Source organism: Streptomyces sp. NPDC051921 (assembly GCF_040680975.1).
GTDB lineage: Bacteria > Actinomycetota > Actinomycetes > Streptomycetales > Streptomycetaceae > Streptomyces.
In genome coordinates this window covers 131380-146032 of sequence record NZ_JBFAXU010000020.1, presented here as the reverse complement: position 1 = coordinate 146032, position 14653 = coordinate 131380, and the positions used below count along the sequence as shown (strand labels likewise).

Sequence of the window (14653 nt, the reverse complement as noted above, 5' to 3'; positions counted from 1 at the left end):
CGCAGCACCCGCACCGCACGGGACTTCCGCACGTCCCCAGGCCGTGTCCGTGAAGTCCGCCCGGCTCGCGACCCCCGGCACGCACGCTCGCCGCGAGCCCCGCCCTGGGGGCGGACTGCGCTACTGTCCGGACGCGACCTGGGCCAGGGTGATCGTTCCCGACGTGACGTCGATCTTCTCGGCCGGCAGCGGGCGGGGCGCCGGGCCCGCCACCACCGAGCCGTCGGTGATCCGGTACTTGGAGCCGTGACAGGGGCAGTCGATCGTGCCGTCCGCCACCTTGTTCACCAGGCAGCCCTGGTGGGTGCAGACCGCCGAGAAGGCCTTGAAGTCGCCCTGCGCGGGCTGCGTGACCACGACCTTCTCGTCCTTGAAGACGGTGCCGCCGCCGACCGGGATGTCGGAGGTCTTCGCGAGCGCCGGGGGGCCCGAGGAGGCGGCCGGGGAGGACGGGGTCCGCGAGGGCGCCGGCGTCTGCGAGGCCGCCGAGGGGGAGGCAGCCGTCGGTGTCGCGGGGGACGGGCTCTCCTTCGACGTGTCCGATCCGTCGGAACCGCAGCCGGTGACGAGGACCGTGCCGGCGATGAGCGTCGCTCGGCGGGACGGGCGGGGCAGGACGTCAGCAGTCATGCCGACCAGCTTGGGCGGGCTCCCCGCCCGACGCGCCGCAACACGCCTACGCCCAGGGCGCCAGCTCCCTCGCACGGCCGTCCGCGTCCCGCCGTACCTCCAGGACCGCCGTGACCGCCACCCGCTCGATCGGCCCGTACACGTGCGGGAACAGCTGGTCCTGCGAGCCCTCCCAGCGGACCTCGCCGGAGAGCCGCGCCTCGTCGATCACCAGGACCAGGAGCGGCCCCGGCACGTCCCGGTAGTGCCCGTCGGCGATGGCGAGGGCCGCGGGCCCGTCGGGCGAGCAGTGGACGAAGCCCTCGGCGGCGAGCGAGGCCGGGGCGTAGGGGAGCTCGGGGTCGGCGGACCATTCGGCCAGCGGTACGACGTGCAGCAACATGCCGACAGTTGTACCCCGCGCCCCCGTCCCCGCCCTCCCCCGAATGGCGGAACGAGTCGGTCCGGGTGACAGGGCGGCGCCGGGATCGCCCGGCCCCCGGCCGAGCCGGACCGCCCGCCCGTCTCGGAGGGCGGGCGCCGCGACGACGACTCCGTACGGCTGACTAGGCTGGCCGACGGAGCACGACGCAGGCGACGAAGGAGTGACGAGGTGGCGGTACGAGCGGTCCGAGGCGCCGTCCAGCTGGAGCGGGACGAGGCCGGCCACATGCACGAGCAGGTCGAGGAGCTGCTCACCGCCGTCCTCGAACGCAACGGGCTGAGTGCGGACGACCTCATCAGCATCTGGTTCACGGCCACGCCGGACCTGCACAGCGACTTCCCCGCCGTGGCGGCCCGCCGCATCGGGATCGTGGACGTCCCCCTGATCTGCGCGCAGGAGCTCGACATAGCGGGCGCCATGCCGAGGGTCGTACGGCTCCTCGCGCACGTCGAGTCGGATCTGCCCAAGTCCCGGATCGCGCACGTCTACCTCGGAGCCGCGGCCGCCCTGCGCAAGGACATCGCCCAGTGAGAACCGCCCTCGTCATCGGCACCGGCCTGATCGGCACCTCGGCGGCGCTCGCCCTCGCCGGGCGCGGCGTCACCGTCCACCTGCGCGACCACGACCCCGCCCGGGCCCGTACGGCCGCCGCGCTCGGCGCCGGCACGGACGAGACGCCCGACGGTCCGGTGGACCTCGTGATCGTCGCCGTACCGCCCGCGCACGTCGCCGGCACCCTCGCCGAGGCGATCGGGGCCGGACTCGGCCGCGGCTACCTGGACGTGGCGAGCGTCAAGGGCGGCCCCGAGCGGGAGCTGCTCGACATGGGCCTCGACCTCACCGCGTACATCGGCACGCACCCCATGTCCGGCAAGGAGCGCTCCGGCCCGCTGGCCGCCACCGCCGACCTCTTCGAGGGCCGCCCGTGGGTCCTCACCCCCACCCGGGACACCGACACCGAGGTCCTCAACCTGGCCCTGGAGCTGGTCGCCCTGTGCCGGGCCGTCCCCGTCGTCATGGACGCCGACGCCCACGACCGCGCGGTCGCGCTGGTCTCCCACACCCCGCAGCTCGTGTCGTCGATGGTCGCGGCGCGGCTGGAGGCGGCGGACGAGACGGCGGTACGGCTCTGCGGTCAGGGCATCCGCGACGTCACCCGGATCGCGGCCTCCGACCCGCGCATGTGGGTCGAGATCCTCTCCGCCAACCCGGGCCCCGTCGCCGACGTCCTCGCCGGCGTGGCGGCCGACCTGGACGAGACCGTACGGGCGCTGCGCTCGCTGGAGTCCGAGGACGACGCCGAGCGCCTGGCCGGCGCGTCGGGCGTCGAGGACGTCCTGCGCCGCGGCAACGCCGGCCGCGCGCGCGTCCCCGGCAAGCACGGCGCCGCTCCCACCGCGTACGAGACCGTCGCCGTCCTCATCAGCGACCAGCCCGGCGAGCTCGCCCGCATCTTCGCGGACGCCGGTCGCGCGGGCGTCAACATCGAGGACGTCCGCATCGAGCACGCGACCGGGCAGCAGGCGGGTCTGGTCCAGCTGATGGTCGAGCCGAAGGCCGCCCCGGTCCTCGCGGAGGCCCTGCGGGAGCGGGGCTGGGCGCTGCGCACGAGCTGACGCCGGGCGGGGCGGAGGCCCGTTGCCGGACGGGTCGAGAGGTGCGGGCGGGCGTCCGGGCGGGCGGAGCGGGGCGCTGGGCCGAACGGGTGCGGCGGACTCGGTAACCTTGTGGGGGTCCCCGCACGTCCGCCGGGACCTCCCGCTCCCCCCAGGAAGGCGTTCCCCACCGTGGAAACCGTGATCGTCGCCATCGACGGCCCCTCCGGCACGGGCAAGTCGAGCACCTCGAAGGCGGTTGCCGCCAAGCTGGGGCTGAGCTACCTCGACACCGGGGCCCAGTACCGGGCCATCACGTGGTGGATGATCAGCAACGGCGTCGACGTCCAGGACGCCGACGCGGTCGCCAACGCCGCCGCCAAGCCCGTCATCGTGTCCGGCACCGACCCGCTCAGGCCGACCATCACCGTCGACGGCGTCGACGCCGCCGGCCCGATCCGTACCGAGGAGGTCACCTCCAAGGTCAGCGCCGTCAGCGCCGTCCCCGAGGTGCGCACCCTGATCACGGAGCTGCAGCGGTCCATCGCCAAGGGCGCCGAGCAGGGCATCGTCGTCGAGGGCCGGGACATCGGCACCACCGTCCTGCCCGACGCCGACCTCAAGATCTTCCTGACCGCCTCGCCGGAGGCCCGCGCCGCCCGCCGCTCCGGCGAGCTCAAGGGCGCGGACGTGCACGCCACCCAGCAGGCCCTGATCAAGCGGGACGCGGCCGACTCCAGCCGCAAGACCTCCCCGCTCGCCAAGGCCGACGACGCCGTCGAGGTCGACACCACCGAGCTCACCCTCGACCAGGTCATCGAGTGCGTCGTCACCCTGGTGGAGGAGAAGCGGACGGCCGCCAAGTGACCCAGCCCTCCGAGCGGGGCGCCGCCGTCGGCCGTGGCATCGGCATCGGTCTGATGTACGGCCTCTGGAAGCCGCGCGTCCTCGGCGCCTGGCGGGTGCCGGCCTCCGGCCCCGTCATCCTCGCCGTCAACCACGCGCACAACATCGACGGCCCCATGCTCATGGGCACCGCCCCGCGACCCGTGCACTTCCTCATCAAGAAGGAAGCGTTCGTCGGGCCGCTGGGCGCCTTCCTGGAGGGCATCGGGCAGCTCAAGGTGGACCGGCACTCCACCGACCGCACCGCGATAGGCAACGCCCTCGCGGTCCTGGAGCACGGCGGCGTCCTCGGGATCTTCCCCGAGGGCACCCGGGGCGAGGGCGACTTCGCCTCCCTCCGGTCCGGCCTCGCCTACTTCGCCGTCCGCAGCGGCGCCCCGATCGTCCCCGTGGCGGTGCTGGGAAGCACCGACCGGCCCGGACGGTTGGTCAAGGCGCTGCCCCGGTTGCGCAGCAGCGTCGACGTCGTCTTCGGCGACGCCTTCGAGGCCGGCGACGGCAGCGGCCGGCGCACCCGCAAGGCGCTGGACGAGGCGACGGTCCGCATCCAGGAGCGGCTCACCGACCACCTGAAAAACGCCAGGCGTCTCACCGGGCGCTGAGCGACACTCTCAGTAGTGGGCCCCGGCGACGGGGACCCACCGACCACGAATGATCGAGGAACGGACTTCATGAACGACCAGCACGACCACGGGGCACTTGGCGACGCCGAGTACGCGGAGTTCATGGAGCTCGCCGCGGAAGAGGGCTTCGACCTCGAGGACGTCGAGGGCGCGATCGAGGAGGCCGGGCACGGCCCGCTGCCCGTCCTCGCCGTCGTCGGCCGCCCGAACGTCGGCAAGTCGACCCTGGTGAACCGCATCATCGGCCGCCGCGAGGCCGTCGTCGAGGACCGCCCGGGCGTCACCCGCGACCGCGTCACCTACGAGGCCGAGTGGGCCGGCCGCCGCTTCAAGGTCGTCGACACCGGCGGCTGGGAGCAGGACGTCCTCGGCATCGACGCCTCCGTCGCCGCCCAGGCCGAGTACGCCATCGAGGCCGCCGACGCCTGCCTGTTCGTCGTGGACGCCACCGTCGGCGCCACCGACACCGACGAGGCCGTCGTCCGGCTGCTCCGCCGTGCGGGCAAGCCGGTCGTCCTCGCCGCCAACAAGGTCGACGGGCAGTCCGGCGAGGCCGACGCCGCCATGCTGTGGTCCCTGGGCCTCGGCGAGCCGTTCCCCGTCTCCTCGCTGCACGGCCGCGGTACCGGCGACCTGCTCGACGAGGTCCTGAAGGCCCTGCCCGACGCCCCGGAGCAGCGCTTCGGCAACGCGGTCGGCGGCCCGCGCCGCATCGCCCTGATCGGCCGCCCCAACGTGGGCAAGTCCTCCCTGCTCAACAAGGTCGCCGGCGAGGAGCGCGTCGTCGTCAACGAGCTGGCCGGCACCACCCGCGACCCGGTCGACGAGCTGATCGAGCTCGGCGGCAAGACCTGGAAGTTCGTGGACACCGCGGGCATCCGCAAGAAGGTCCACCTCCAGGAGGGCGCGGACTACTACGCCTCCCTGCGCACGGCCGCCGCCGTCGAGAAGGCCGAGGTGGCCGTCATCCTCATCGACACCACCGACAAGATCTCGGTCCAGGACCAGCGCATCATCACGATGGCCGTCGAGTCCGGCCGCGCGATCGTCATCGCCTACAACAAGTGGGACGAGCTCGACGAGGAGCGCCGCTACTACCTGGAGCGCGAGATCGAGACCGAGATGCAGCAGGTCTCCTGGGCGCCCCGGGTCAACGTCTCCGCGAAGACCGGCCGCCACATGGAGAAGCTGGTCCCGGCGATCGAGACCGCCCTCGCCGGCTGGGAGACCCGCGTCCCCACCGGCCGGCTCAACGCCTTCCTCGGCGAGCTCGTCGCCGCCCACCCGCACCCGATCCGCGGCGGCAAGCAGCCCCGCATCCTGTTCGGTACGCAGGCGGGCACCAAGCCGCCGCGCTTCGTGCTCTTCGCCTCCGGCTTCCTGGAGGCGGGCTACCGTCGCTTCGTCGAGCGCCGCCTCCGCGAGGAGTTCGGCTTCGAGGGCACCCCGATCCACATCTCGGTGCGCGTGCGCGAGAAGCGCGGCAAGAAGAAGTAGCGGGAAGGGCAGCCGCTGTCGGGCATCCGTCCCGCATCTGCGAACGGCCGAGGGCCGGGGCTTCGTCGCCCCGGCCCTCGGCCGTTCTACAGACTGCTCCTCGGCCCCGGCGGCAGCGCGTAGGCCGATGTCCATCCCCTGCCCGCGTGACGGTGCCCGCTCGTCACCGCGGTGCCGAAGGACCGGAAGCTCAGCTCCTCCTCGCCGCTGCGATCACCCGGCAACGTGCGGAACGACCGCCGGAACTCGGAGTACAGGGCGTCGTAGATCGGCGTCGCCGAGAGTCCCCCCGAGACGTCCTGCGCCGGGCGCATGGCCGGGATCGGGGCGGGACTCGGTTGCTGCTGGCGGAAAGGGTCGTATGCGTGCACGTATGTGCCAACGACCCCGCCGTCCGTGGGATGCGGGCGGCCCTCGGAAAGAGGAGCGCGCCGGGGCCGCGGAACGGTCGGCACCCCCGGGGCGCGTCCCGGCCCTAAGCCGGGACGCGCGTGGTCCGTCACGTGCCGGCCAGCGGCATCGCCGCGGCCACCAGCCGTCCGTTGGCCGCGGCCTTCTCCAGGGCGTCGCGCAGCAGGTCCTCGCGGGGCTGCTGGCCGATGGAGCCGACCGGGGCGGCGAAGACCAGGACCGTGTGCGACTTGTTGGCCGCGGCCCGCCAGCCCTCGGTGACCTGCAGCGGCTGGTGCGCCTGCCACCAGGCGGCCTGGCCCGTGCCGCCCGTACCGGGCTGGAGCACCGAGTGCAGCTGGCCCATGGCCACCAGCACCGACCAGCCGGGCAGCGGCGCGGGCTTCTCGTTGACGTCGGCGACGGGCTGGAAGCCCTGCTCGACCAGGAGCGGCAGGAACTCATCCGTCAGACCGTCCGAGCCGGGACGGGCGACCGGTGCGGTCGGCTCCACCACGAGCGCCGGGTGCAGCTCGCCGTCGATCAGGACCAGACCGCTCGTGACGCCCAGGACCGCCTGCTCGGGGTGGGCGGCGGAGAGGGAGTCGACGGCGTCGGCCGCCGTGATCGAGGCGACGGCGCCCTGCAGTTGCTCCTCGGCGACCCGGACGACCTGGGACGGGATGCAGGTGGCGTGGGCGAAGGCGAGCACGGCCGTCTCGTCGCCGACGAACAGCACCGTGCTGGTCCGCTCCTGCTCGGAGTTGCCCGGCGTACGGCACGAGGTGCAGTCGTAGCTGCCCGGGGCGTTCTCGCCGGCCAGCAGCCGGTCGGCTTCTTCGTCGCCGATCTCGGCGCGTACGTCCTCGCTGACGTCGAGCATGCGCGGCACGGGGGACTCCCTGGACTCTTCGCGTGCGACGCCGGGCGGTTCCCGGTCGTCTCATGCCGAGTTCAACGGGGAAGGATCGGCCCGGGTAACGCGTCCGGGCGGACAACTTGGGTCACAGGTCCATGACTCCGGACGGGTGGGATGTGAACGCTGTTTCCGCGCGGCACGGGGCCGGGCCCCGGGGACGCTGCCTAGCCTGCCCCGATGTCGAAGATCCGATCTTGGACGGCCGGTGCCGTCGTGCTGGCCGCGGCGCTGCTCCCGCAGGGCCTGACCGGGAGCGCCGCGGCGGCCCCCGCGGCGCCCGCGGCCCCCACGCCCGTCGAGGCGTGCGTGAAGGACCAGTGGCCGTGGGGGTGCGTCGCCGCGTGCGAGAGCAGCGGGGACTGGCGCGCCAACACGGGGAACGGCTTCTACGGGGGGTTGCAGTTCTGGCAGCCCACCTGGGATGAGTTCGGCGGCCGCCGGTACGCGAAGCGCGCCGACCTGGCGACCCGGGCGCAGCAGATCACGGTCGCCGAGAACGTGCTGCGGGTGCAGGGCTGGGGGGCCTGGCCGGTCTGCTCACGGCGGTACGGCCTGAGCGGGCGCGCGCACGTGGTGCAGCCCGGCGACACGCTCAGCGCGATCGCCCGGCGCTTCGCGGTCCGGGGCGGCTGGCGGACGCTGTACGCGGCCAACAAGGCGGCGATCGGGCCGGACCCGAACCGGCTGGTCGTCGGCACGATGCTGCGCATCTCGCCGCTCTAGGGTGCGCCGCCGGCCGTGATCTCGCCGGCGCCGGCGAGGGAGCCACGGCTCAGCCGGTACGCCAGCGAGCCCGGCGGCAGCCCGTGCGGGACCCGCTGCTCGGCCAGCACGACCGCCGCGGAGCGGGGTGGCCGGGTGAGGGCGGCGAGCAGTCCGTACGTGCGGGCGGCCACCGCCGGCGACAGGCCGAGGGACGGCTCGTCGACCAGGACCACGCGGGCCGGGGAGAGCAGCGCCCGGGTGAGCGCCAGCATCCGGCGCTCCCCGCCGGACAGCGTTCCCGCGGGGCGCGCGAGCAGCCGGGCGAGCTCCGGGTACGCGGCGAGGGCCGCGTCCCGGCGGCCGGGCGCGGCCAGGTCCAGGTTCTCGGCGACGGTGAGGGTCGCGTACACGGCCCGCAGGTCCGGTACGAAGCACAGCCCGCGCCGGGCGCGCTCGTGGGCGGGCAGCCGGGTGACGTCCGCACCCCGCCAGACCACCCGCCCGGCGGCCAGCGGCACCGTACCGGCGAGGGCGCGCAGGGCGGTGGTGCGGCCGGAGCCGTTGCGGCCCAGGAGGACGGTGACGGTGCCGGCGGGCAGGACGAGGTCGAGGCCGTGCAGGGCCTCCAGGGGGCCGTAGCGGACCCGGGCGCGGCGGAGCGCGATCTCGGCGGTCACGGCGCGGCCCCCGGCCCGGTCCGGGAGGCCCGGGAGACGATGCGGCCGCCCTCCATGGTGTGCACGGTGTGGGCGATGCCCGCGACGAGGTCGGGGTCGTGCTCGACGACGAGCACGGTCAGGCCGTCGGCGGCGAGCGCGGCGAGGACACGGGCGAGGGCGGCGGTCTCGTCCGCGTCGAGCCCCGCGGCGGGCTCGTCGAGCAGCAGCGTGTGCGGAGCGCCCGCCAGGGCACGGGCCAGCTCGACCCGGCGCAGCGTCCCCGTCGGCAGCCCGGCCGCGGCGCGGTGCCGCGCCGCGCCGGCGAGCCCGAAGAGGCGGAGCGCCTGCTCGACCGGCTCGGCCGCCGCGCTCCTGGCGCCGACGCGGACGTTCTCCTCGACGGTGAGCGACGGGAACACCGCGAGCTGCTGGAACGTCCGGGCGATCCCGAGCCGGTGGCGGGTGTGCGCGGGGCGCGCCGTGATGTCGACGCCGTGGAGGGCGACGCGGCCGGAGGTGGGCCGCAGGGTGCCGGCGAGACAGTCGAAGAGGGTGCTCTTCCCCGCGCCGTTGGGCCCGACGACGGCGGTCACCTCACCCGCCCGGAGCTCCAGGTCGACGCGGTCGAGAGCGGTGAGGCCGCCGGGGTAGGTGAGGGTGAGGCGGTGAGCGCTGAGCGTCGGGGGGCGGGTGGCGCCCGCGTCGGTGGCGGCGGGCAGGTGGGGGTGCCCCTGGCCTTCGGTCGGGGCGGCGGGTTTCGCGCGGGCCATGGAAGTGGCTGCGTCGGCGGCCGGGGGCCGGTGAGTGTTGGTGTGCGCTCGGCGTTCCGTCGGGGCGGCGGGTTTCGCCCGGTGCCGGCGGCGGTCCGTCGCCGGGGCGGACGGTGGGCGGGCCTTCGGGAGGAGGGCCGTCAGGAGGGGCGGGACGCGGCCCGTCAGGGCGGCCAGCACACCGATCAGGGCCACCGCCACGCCCGCGTGGGTGCCGGCGTCCAGGGCGACCAGGAGGGTCGCGGCCGCCAGGGGGGTGAGGAGGGTGTCGGCGCCCAGGGTCAGGACCGCGGCGAACCAGAGGAGGCCGCGGACCGGGTCGAAGGCGTCCGGATCGAAGGCGCGGACGCCCATGCCCAGCAGGCCGCCGCCCAGGGCCGCCAGGGCCGCGCCCAGGACGAAGACCAGGAGCTTCAGGCCTGCCACGCGGACGCCCGCCGCCTCCGCGCCCCGTTCGTGGTCGCGCAGGGCGGCCAGCGCCCGGCCCGTACGGCCCCGGCGCAGGGTGGCGACCAGGAGCAGACAGCACGTCAGGACCACCAGTTCCAGGACGTAGTAGGGGCGGTCCTGCTCCAGGCCGCTCGGGCGGTCCAGGGTCACGCCCGCCGTCGCGTACGGCTGCGCGAAGACGAAGCGGCTCACCGCCACGCCCACCGCGAGCGTCGCCAGCGCCAGCGCCAGCCCGTGCCGGCGGATCGCCGGCCAGCCGGTCAGCAGGCCCAGCGGCGCCACGCACGCCACGGCCAGCACGAGCGCCAGGAGCTCCGGCAGGCCCGCCGCCGCCAGCAGGGCCGTGAACAGGGCGCCCAGGCCCGCGTACGCCGCCTGCCCCAGCGTGATCTGGCCGCCGCGGCCCGAGACCACCACCAGCGAGAGGAGGATCACCGCGAGCGCCGGGATCTGCACGGCCGTCGTCAGGTCGTCACCCGCGAATCCCAGCGGGAGCAGGAACAGCAGGCCCGCCACCAGCCACACCGACGCCGGGACCCGCGGGGCCGCCCTCGGGGGTGGCAGCGTGTCGTCGGAGCCCATGCCCGGCAGGACCAGCGCGGCCACGAGCAGCGCGAGCACGAACAGGTTCGCCGCGGCCGCCTGGACCAGTTCGCCGCCCCAGCCCCCCGGGTGGAGCCGGGTCAGCTGGGCCTGGGCCACGCCGATCGCGAGCGCCGCCCCGATCGCCACCGGCAGGCTCCGCATCCGGGCCAGCACGGCGACCGCGATCACCTCCACCACGAGCAGCGGCATCCCGTACGGGTCGAGCCGTACGTACGGTGCGATGAGGACGCCCGTGAGGCCCGCGGTGAAGGACCCGAACGCCCAGCCCGCCGCCGACACCCGGTCCGCCGGGATGCCGGACAGGACGGCGAGCGGGCGGTTGTCCACCACCGCCCGCAGCTCCCGGCCGAACCGCGTCCACCGCGTCACCGCCCCCACCAGGCAGGCCAGCGCCACCACCACGGCGAGCTGGGCCCACGGGTCGTCACCCACGAGCACGGGCGCGTCCGCGCGGGCGTCGCCGCCCCAGATCAGTGCCGCCGCGCCGACCAGCAGCACGAACACGCCGATCGAGGCGACCAGGGTCTGCGCCGCGCCCGCGCCGGCCAACGCCAGCGGCCGGAACACCGCCCGGTCGAGGACGAGGCCGATGCCCGGCGCGACCACGAGCAGCGTGACGAGCGCCCCGAGCGGCAGCGGCCAGCCCCACTCGACGACCAGTTGGCGCAGCACGTACGCGCAGACCATGGCGATCGCGCCGTGCGCCAGGTTGAGGACGCCCGTCGCCCGGTAGGTGACGATCAGTCCGATGCCGGTGAGCGCCGCCGCACTGCCGACGGCGAGACCGGCGAGCGTGAGGTCGTAGGTCAGCGAGGCCACGGCTCACACACCGGGCACGGCGCGAGTTCGGCGTCCCCGACCGGGACCGCCTCCGGTTTCCCCACGATCAGCGGGCAGTCCGGGCGGTGCGCCAGCGTCCCGCCCGGCGCCCGCAGGGGCGGGGCGTCCGAGGACGGGGCTTCCGGCGGGCCGGTGCCGGCCGGCTCGGGGGCGGGTGCCGCAGTGCGGGCCTCCTTCGCCCCGGCCAGCACCGCGCCCACGGAGAGCACCGCTCCCGCCACGATCAGTGCCGCTCCCGGCACCGTGCACGACGCCAGATAGGGGAGCTGGCGCTCGGCGAAGCGCTCGCCGGAGATCCCGTACCAGCCCGCCGCGCACAGCACCGCGCCCCCGAAGGCCGCCGCGAGACCGGCCCACAGGAGAATCCGCGATGTCGACGGCACGGGGGCCTCACCCGCCTTTCGTCCCCTTCCTTGCACTATGCCCCGAAGCGGCACACCCTGGAATCATCAGGCCGCCCGGCCTGCACGGACATCCGGTGGTGAGCCAGATGGTTCTCAAGAGACGCGTCGCCGCGCTCGCGGCCGTCGCGGTGCTGGTGCTGACTCCGGCCGTGGCGAGCTGCTCGGACGACGGGGGCACGTCCTCCGACCAGGGGACCCAGACCACCGCACCCGCCGCGACGGACCGGCCGGCGGACCCGGTCGCCGCCAAGGCGGAGATCACCAAGAACTGGACGGCCTTCTTCGACCCGAAGACCCCGGCCGCCGAGCGGGTCGAGCTCCTGGAGAACGGCGAGCAGATGGCGCCCGTGCTGGCGGCCTTCTCCGGCGACAAGAACGCCGCCATGACCTCGGCCAAGGTGACGGGCGTCGAGTTCACCTCGCCGACGAACGCCAACGTCACCTACGACCTGCTGGTCGGCGGCAACCCGGCGCTGCCGGACGCCAAGGGAACGTCGGTGCTCCAGAACGACACGTGGAAGGTGTCCGTGACGACCCTCTGCGGCCTGGTCCAGCTGAGCGGTGCGACGGTTCCGGGCTGCTGAGTGCCTGGCGGCGCTGCTGCTCGCCGGCCTGGTCGCGGGCTGTGGCAGCCGGCTTCCGGAGCGCGCCTTCGAGACGCGGCCCACCGCCCACCCCTCCGGCGGTGAGCCGCTCCGCGTCGGCATCATCACCAGTGCCACCAGCCCGGTCGGCGGGGACACCTTCACCGGTCCGCGCGACGGCGCCCGCGCCTACTTCGACGCCCTCAACGCCCGCGGCGGCCTCGACGGGCGCCGGATCGAGGTCGTCACCTGCGACGACGGCGGCAGCGGCATCGGCAACAACGCGTGCGTGCACAAGCTGGTCGACGAGCGGAAGGTCTTCGCACTGGTCGCCACCACCGCCCTGGACTACGCGGGCGCCCCGCTGGTCGCGAAGGCCGGCGTCCCCGACATCGGCGGCCAGCCGCTCACCCCGGCGTACGACACGTATCCGCACCTGTACGGGATCTACGGCAGCTCCGCCCCGCGCACCGGCACGCCCGGCTGGGACGGGGTCCTGTACGGCGGCACGGAGGTGTACCGGTGGTTCAGGACCCATCTGGGGGCCCGGACGGCCGCCGTCGTCTCGTACAACCAGGCCGCCTCCGCGGCCTACGCCCGGCTGGTCGCCGAGGGCCTGCGCACCGAGGGCTACCGGGTCGTCGAGGAGCAGGTCGACTTCGTGCTGCCCAACTTCCGTGCGGTGGCCGCCGATCTGCGCGCGCAACACGCCGACGTCGTGTTCGACGCGATGGACACGCACGGCAACGCCCAGCTGTGCGAGGCGATGGAGGCCTCGGGCGTGCGCGTCGCGGCCAAGGTGACCAACGTGCAGAACTGGTCCGCGTCCGTGCCCCGCGACTACGCGAAGTCGCCCGGCTGCCGGGCTGCCCTCTACGTGACCGGGGCCGGCCGCAACTACGACGACCGGGACTTCCCGGCGGTCCGGGAGTTCCGGGCCGCGATGGGGAACCGGCCGCTCTCCCAGTGGCAGTTGGAGGGCTGGGCGGCGGCCATGTGGTTCACGGACGCGGCGAAGTCCTGTGCCGGCCGGCCCGGTGGCCCGACCCGGGCCTGCGTCGAGGAGTTCGTCAACCGGGCGGAGCCGTACACCGCCCGCGGGCTGCTCCTGCCCGTCCGCTTCGAGCACCTCGCCGAGCCCCCGAAGGCCCGTCACACCTGTCTGTCCGTGGCCCGTTGGCAGGACGGCCGGGGCTGGGTCGCCCAGGGGGACATGAACAAGAACTGTGCCACCGTCCCCCAGCTGGGATACCGGCCGTGAACAACTCCCCGCCCGGGGCAGTACAGTCGCCCCGACCACGCACCTCACCGGGGGGAACCGGCGGCACGATGCGCATCTCTTTCCTGCTCCACAACGGCTACCACATCGGCGGGACCATCCGGACGACGTTCACGCTGGCCGCCGAGCTGGCGGCCCGTCACCAGGTGGAGATCGTCTCGGTGTTCCGCCACCGCGACCAGCCGATCCTCGGCGTCCCGGACGGCGTGACGCTGCGGCACCTCGTCGACATCCGGAAGAACAGCCCTGATTACGACGGCGAGCACCCCGACTTCCACCGCCCCGCCCGGGTCTTCCCGCGCGGCGACGGGCGCTGGAAGCAGTACAGCGCCCTCACCGACGCCAGGATCGGCGCGCACCTGGCCGCCGTCGAGGCCGACGTCGTCATCGCCACCCGCCCCGGGCTGAACGTGCAGCTCGCCCGGCAGGCCCCGCGCGGACCGGTCCTCGTCGGCCAGGAACACCTGATCCTCGACGGGCACAGCTACCGGCTGCGCCGCGACATCGCCCACGAGTACGCCCTCCTGGACGCCGTCACCACCGTCACCGAGGCCGACGCCCGCTCCTACCGGGCGCTCGCCCTGCCCGGCGTGCGGATCGACGCCGTGCCCAACAGCGTGCCCGCGCCGAGCGTGCCGCCCGCCGACCCCGCCGCGAAGGTCGTCGTGGCGGCCGGCCGGCTCACCCCGGTCAAGCGCTACGACCTGCTGATCGACGCCTTCGCGGACGTGGCCGCCGCGCGCCCCGACTGGAAGCTGCGGATCTACGGCACGGGCGACGCCGCCGACAACCTGAAGAAGACGCTGGCCCGGCAGATCGAGCGGCGCGGGCTCGCAGAGCACGTCTTCCTCATGGGCACCGCCCACCCGATGGAGCCGGAGTGGGCCAAGGGATCCCTGGCCGCCGTCACCTCCCGGCGCGAGTCCTTCGGCATGACCATCGTCGAGGCGATGCGCTGCGGCCTGCCCGTGGTCGCCACCGACTGCCCGCACGGACCCGCCGAGATCATCGAGGACGGCGTCGACGGGCGGCTCGTCCCCGTCGACGACACGGCAGCGGTCTCCGCCGCCCTGCTCGCGCTCATCAACGACGACGAGGCCCGGGCCCGCGCGGCCAAGGCCGCCCTCGTCGCCTCCGAGCGCTTCGACCCCGTCCGGATCGCCGTCCGCCACGAGGACATCTGGACCGAGCTCGCCGCCGTCGGCGCCGCCCGGGTGCGCAGCCACGGCCGGGCCCGCGCCGCCGTCCACCGCGCGGTCGGGGCGGTCCTCGACGCCGGCTACGCCGCGAAGGCCCGGGCGGGCAGGATCGTGCGCCGCTTCCGCTGAGCCCCCGCCGACCGCCCTCCGGGTCCGCAGGCCCGGGAGCATCG

At 74.7% G+C, this 14653-nt stretch carries 16 protein-coding genes; 9 read left to right on the top strand and 7 right to left on the bottom strand.

Features of this window, described 5'->3' with window-relative positions; translation table 11 throughout:
* Positions 1 to 120 precede the first annotated feature (120 nt).
* Together AB0M16_RS25580 and AB0M16_RS25575 are read right to left on the bottom strand one after the other, a co-directional pair.
* A complete protein-coding gene (locus tag AB0M16_RS25580) occupies positions 121 to 630 on the bottom strand; it encodes a Rieske 2Fe-2S domain-containing protein (protein ID WP_365346729.1) in 510 nt (169 codons plus the stop codon).
* Positions 631 to 676: 46 nt separating this feature from the next.
* Entirely contained in the window at positions 677 to 1012 is a 336-nt protein-coding gene (locus tag AB0M16_RS25575) for a DUF952 domain-containing protein (protein ID WP_365346727.1), read from the bottom strand.
* A 210-nt stretch (positions 1013 to 1222) separates the two neighbouring features.
* Between AB0M16_RS25575 and aroH the strand changes: the two genes are divergently transcribed.
* From aroH to der, 5 genes are all read left to right on the top strand, one after another.
* Positions 1223 to 1585 carry a chorismate mutase gene (gene aroH, locus AB0M16_RS25570; RefSeq protein ID WP_365346725.1) on the top strand — a complete coding sequence of 121 codons (363 nt, stop codon included), beginning with the start codon at positions 1223 to 1225 and terminating at the stop codon, positions 1583 to 1585.
* Complete coding sequence (locus tag AB0M16_RS25565; RefSeq protein WP_365346723.1) at positions 1582 to 2670, top strand: prephenate dehydrogenase; 1089 nt, start codon at positions 1582 to 1584, stop codon at positions 2668 to 2670. Before aroH ends, AB0M16_RS25565 begins: the two co-directional genes overlap by 4 nt.
* A 171-nt stretch (positions 2671 to 2841) precedes the next feature.
* Positions 2842 to 3516 (top strand): (d)CMP kinase, encoded by a 675-nt coding sequence (gene cmk, locus AB0M16_RS25560; protein ID WP_365346721.1) that lies wholly within the window; start codon positions 2842 to 2844, stop codon positions 3514 to 3516.
* Positions 3513 to 4157: a lysophospholipid acyltransferase family protein gene (locus tag AB0M16_RS25555; protein ID WP_365346719.1), complete on the top strand. Its 645-nt coding sequence runs from the start codon at positions 3513 to 3515 to the stop codon at positions 4155 to 4157. Before cmk ends, AB0M16_RS25555 begins: the two co-directional genes overlap by 4 nt.
* Before the next feature lie 69 nt (positions 4158 to 4226).
* Positions 4227 to 5675, top strand: a complete 1449-nt coding sequence (der, locus tag AB0M16_RS25550) for a ribosome biogenesis GTPase Der (RefSeq protein WP_365346717.1) — start codon at positions 4227 to 4229, stop codon at positions 5673 to 5675.
* An 86-nt stretch (positions 5676 to 5761) separates the two neighbouring features.
* Here the strand turns inward: der and AB0M16_RS25545 are convergent, their stop codons facing one another.
* Both AB0M16_RS25545 and AB0M16_RS25540 read right to left on the bottom strand, forming a co-directional pair.
* Positions 5762 to 6046: a hypothetical protein gene (locus tag AB0M16_RS25545; protein WP_365346715.1), complete on the bottom strand. Its 285-nt coding sequence runs from the start codon at positions 6044 to 6046 to the stop codon at positions 5762 to 5764.
* A gap of 128 nt (positions 6047 to 6174) precedes the next feature.
* Positions 6175 to 6957, bottom strand: coding sequence for a hypothetical protein (locus tag AB0M16_RS25540; protein WP_365346713.1), 783 nt, complete (start codon positions 6955 to 6957; stop codon positions 6175 to 6177).
* Positions 6958 to 7161: 204 nt separating this feature from the next.
* On the opposite strand from AB0M16_RS25540, the gene AB0M16_RS25535 reads away from it, so the two are divergent.
* Positions 7162 to 7707, top strand: a complete 546-nt coding sequence (locus AB0M16_RS25535; RefSeq protein WP_365346711.1) for a transglycosylase family protein — start codon at positions 7162 to 7164, stop codon at positions 7705 to 7707.
* Here the strand turns inward: AB0M16_RS25535 and AB0M16_RS25530 are convergent.
* The 3 genes from AB0M16_RS25530 to AB0M16_RS25520 are packed head-to-tail and all read right to left on the bottom strand — an operon-like array spanning position 7704 to position 11397.
* A complete protein-coding gene (locus AB0M16_RS25530) occupies positions 7704 to 8366 on the bottom strand; it encodes an ATP-binding cassette domain-containing protein (protein WP_365346709.1) in 663 nt (220 codons plus the stop codon). The two genes, AB0M16_RS25535 and AB0M16_RS25530, sit on opposite strands and share 4 nt — an antisense overlap.
* Positions 8363 to 10993 carry an ATP-binding cassette domain-containing protein gene (locus AB0M16_RS25525; protein WP_365346707.1) on the bottom strand — a complete coding sequence of 877 codons (2631 nt, stop codon included), beginning with the start codon at positions 10991 to 10993 and terminating at the stop codon, positions 8363 to 8365. The genes AB0M16_RS25530 and AB0M16_RS25525 overlap by 4 nt, the downstream gene beginning before the upstream one ends.
* The gene (locus tag AB0M16_RS25520) at positions 10981 to 11397 is read right to left on the bottom strand and encodes a hypothetical protein (RefSeq protein WP_365346705.1); all 417 of its coding nucleotides are present in this window, start codon (positions 11395 to 11397) and stop codon (positions 10981 to 10983) included. The genes AB0M16_RS25525 and AB0M16_RS25520 overlap by 13 nt, the downstream gene beginning before the upstream one ends.
* 107 nt (positions 11398 to 11504) lie before the next feature.
* On the opposite strand from AB0M16_RS25520, the gene AB0M16_RS25515 reads away from it, so the two are divergent.
* The 3 genes from AB0M16_RS25515 to AB0M16_RS25505 all read left to right on the top strand — a co-directional run bounded on the left by AB0M16_RS25515 (position 11505) and on the right by AB0M16_RS25505 (position 14609).
* Positions 11505 to 12002, top strand: a complete 498-nt coding sequence (locus AB0M16_RS25515) for a hypothetical protein (RefSeq protein ID WP_365346703.1) — start codon at positions 11505 to 11507, stop codon at positions 12000 to 12002.
* Positions 11980 to 13263 carry an ABC transporter substrate-binding protein gene (locus tag AB0M16_RS25510; RefSeq protein ID WP_365346701.1) on the top strand — a complete coding sequence of 428 codons (1284 nt, stop codon included), beginning with the start codon at positions 11980 to 11982 and terminating at the stop codon, positions 13261 to 13263. Before AB0M16_RS25515 ends, AB0M16_RS25510 begins: the two co-directional genes overlap by 23 nt.
* Positions 13264 to 13331: 68 nt before the next feature.
* Positions 13332 to 14609, top strand: a complete 1278-nt coding sequence (locus tag AB0M16_RS25505; RefSeq protein WP_365346699.1) for a glycosyltransferase — start codon at positions 13332 to 13334, stop codon at positions 14607 to 14609.
* The last annotated feature ends 44 nt before the right edge of the window (positions 14610 to 14653 follow it).

Coding starts and splice junctions, on each gene's coding strand:
- AB0M16_RS25580 (WP_365346729.1), bottom strand. CDS start 630: ATGACTGCTGACGTCCTGCCCCGCCCGTCCCGCCGAGCGACGCTCATC.
- AB0M16_RS25575 (WP_365346727.1), bottom strand. CDS start 1,012: ATGTTGCTGCACGTCGTACCGCTGGCCGAATGGTCCGCCGACCCCGAG.
- der (WP_365346717.1), top strand. CDS start 4,227: ATGAACGACCAGCACGACCACGGGGCACTTGGCGACGCCGAGTACGCG.
- AB0M16_RS25535 (WP_365346711.1), top strand. CDS start 7,162: ATGTCGAAGATCCGATCTTGGACGGCCGGTGCCGTCGTGCTGGCCGCG.
- AB0M16_RS25515 (WP_365346703.1), top strand. CDS start 11,505: ATGGTTCTCAAGAGACGCGTCGCCGCGCTCGCGGCCGTCGCGGTGCTG.
- AB0M16_RS25505 (WP_365346699.1), top strand. CDS start 13,332: ATGCGCATCTCTTTCCTGCTCCACAACGGCTACCACATCGGCGGGACC.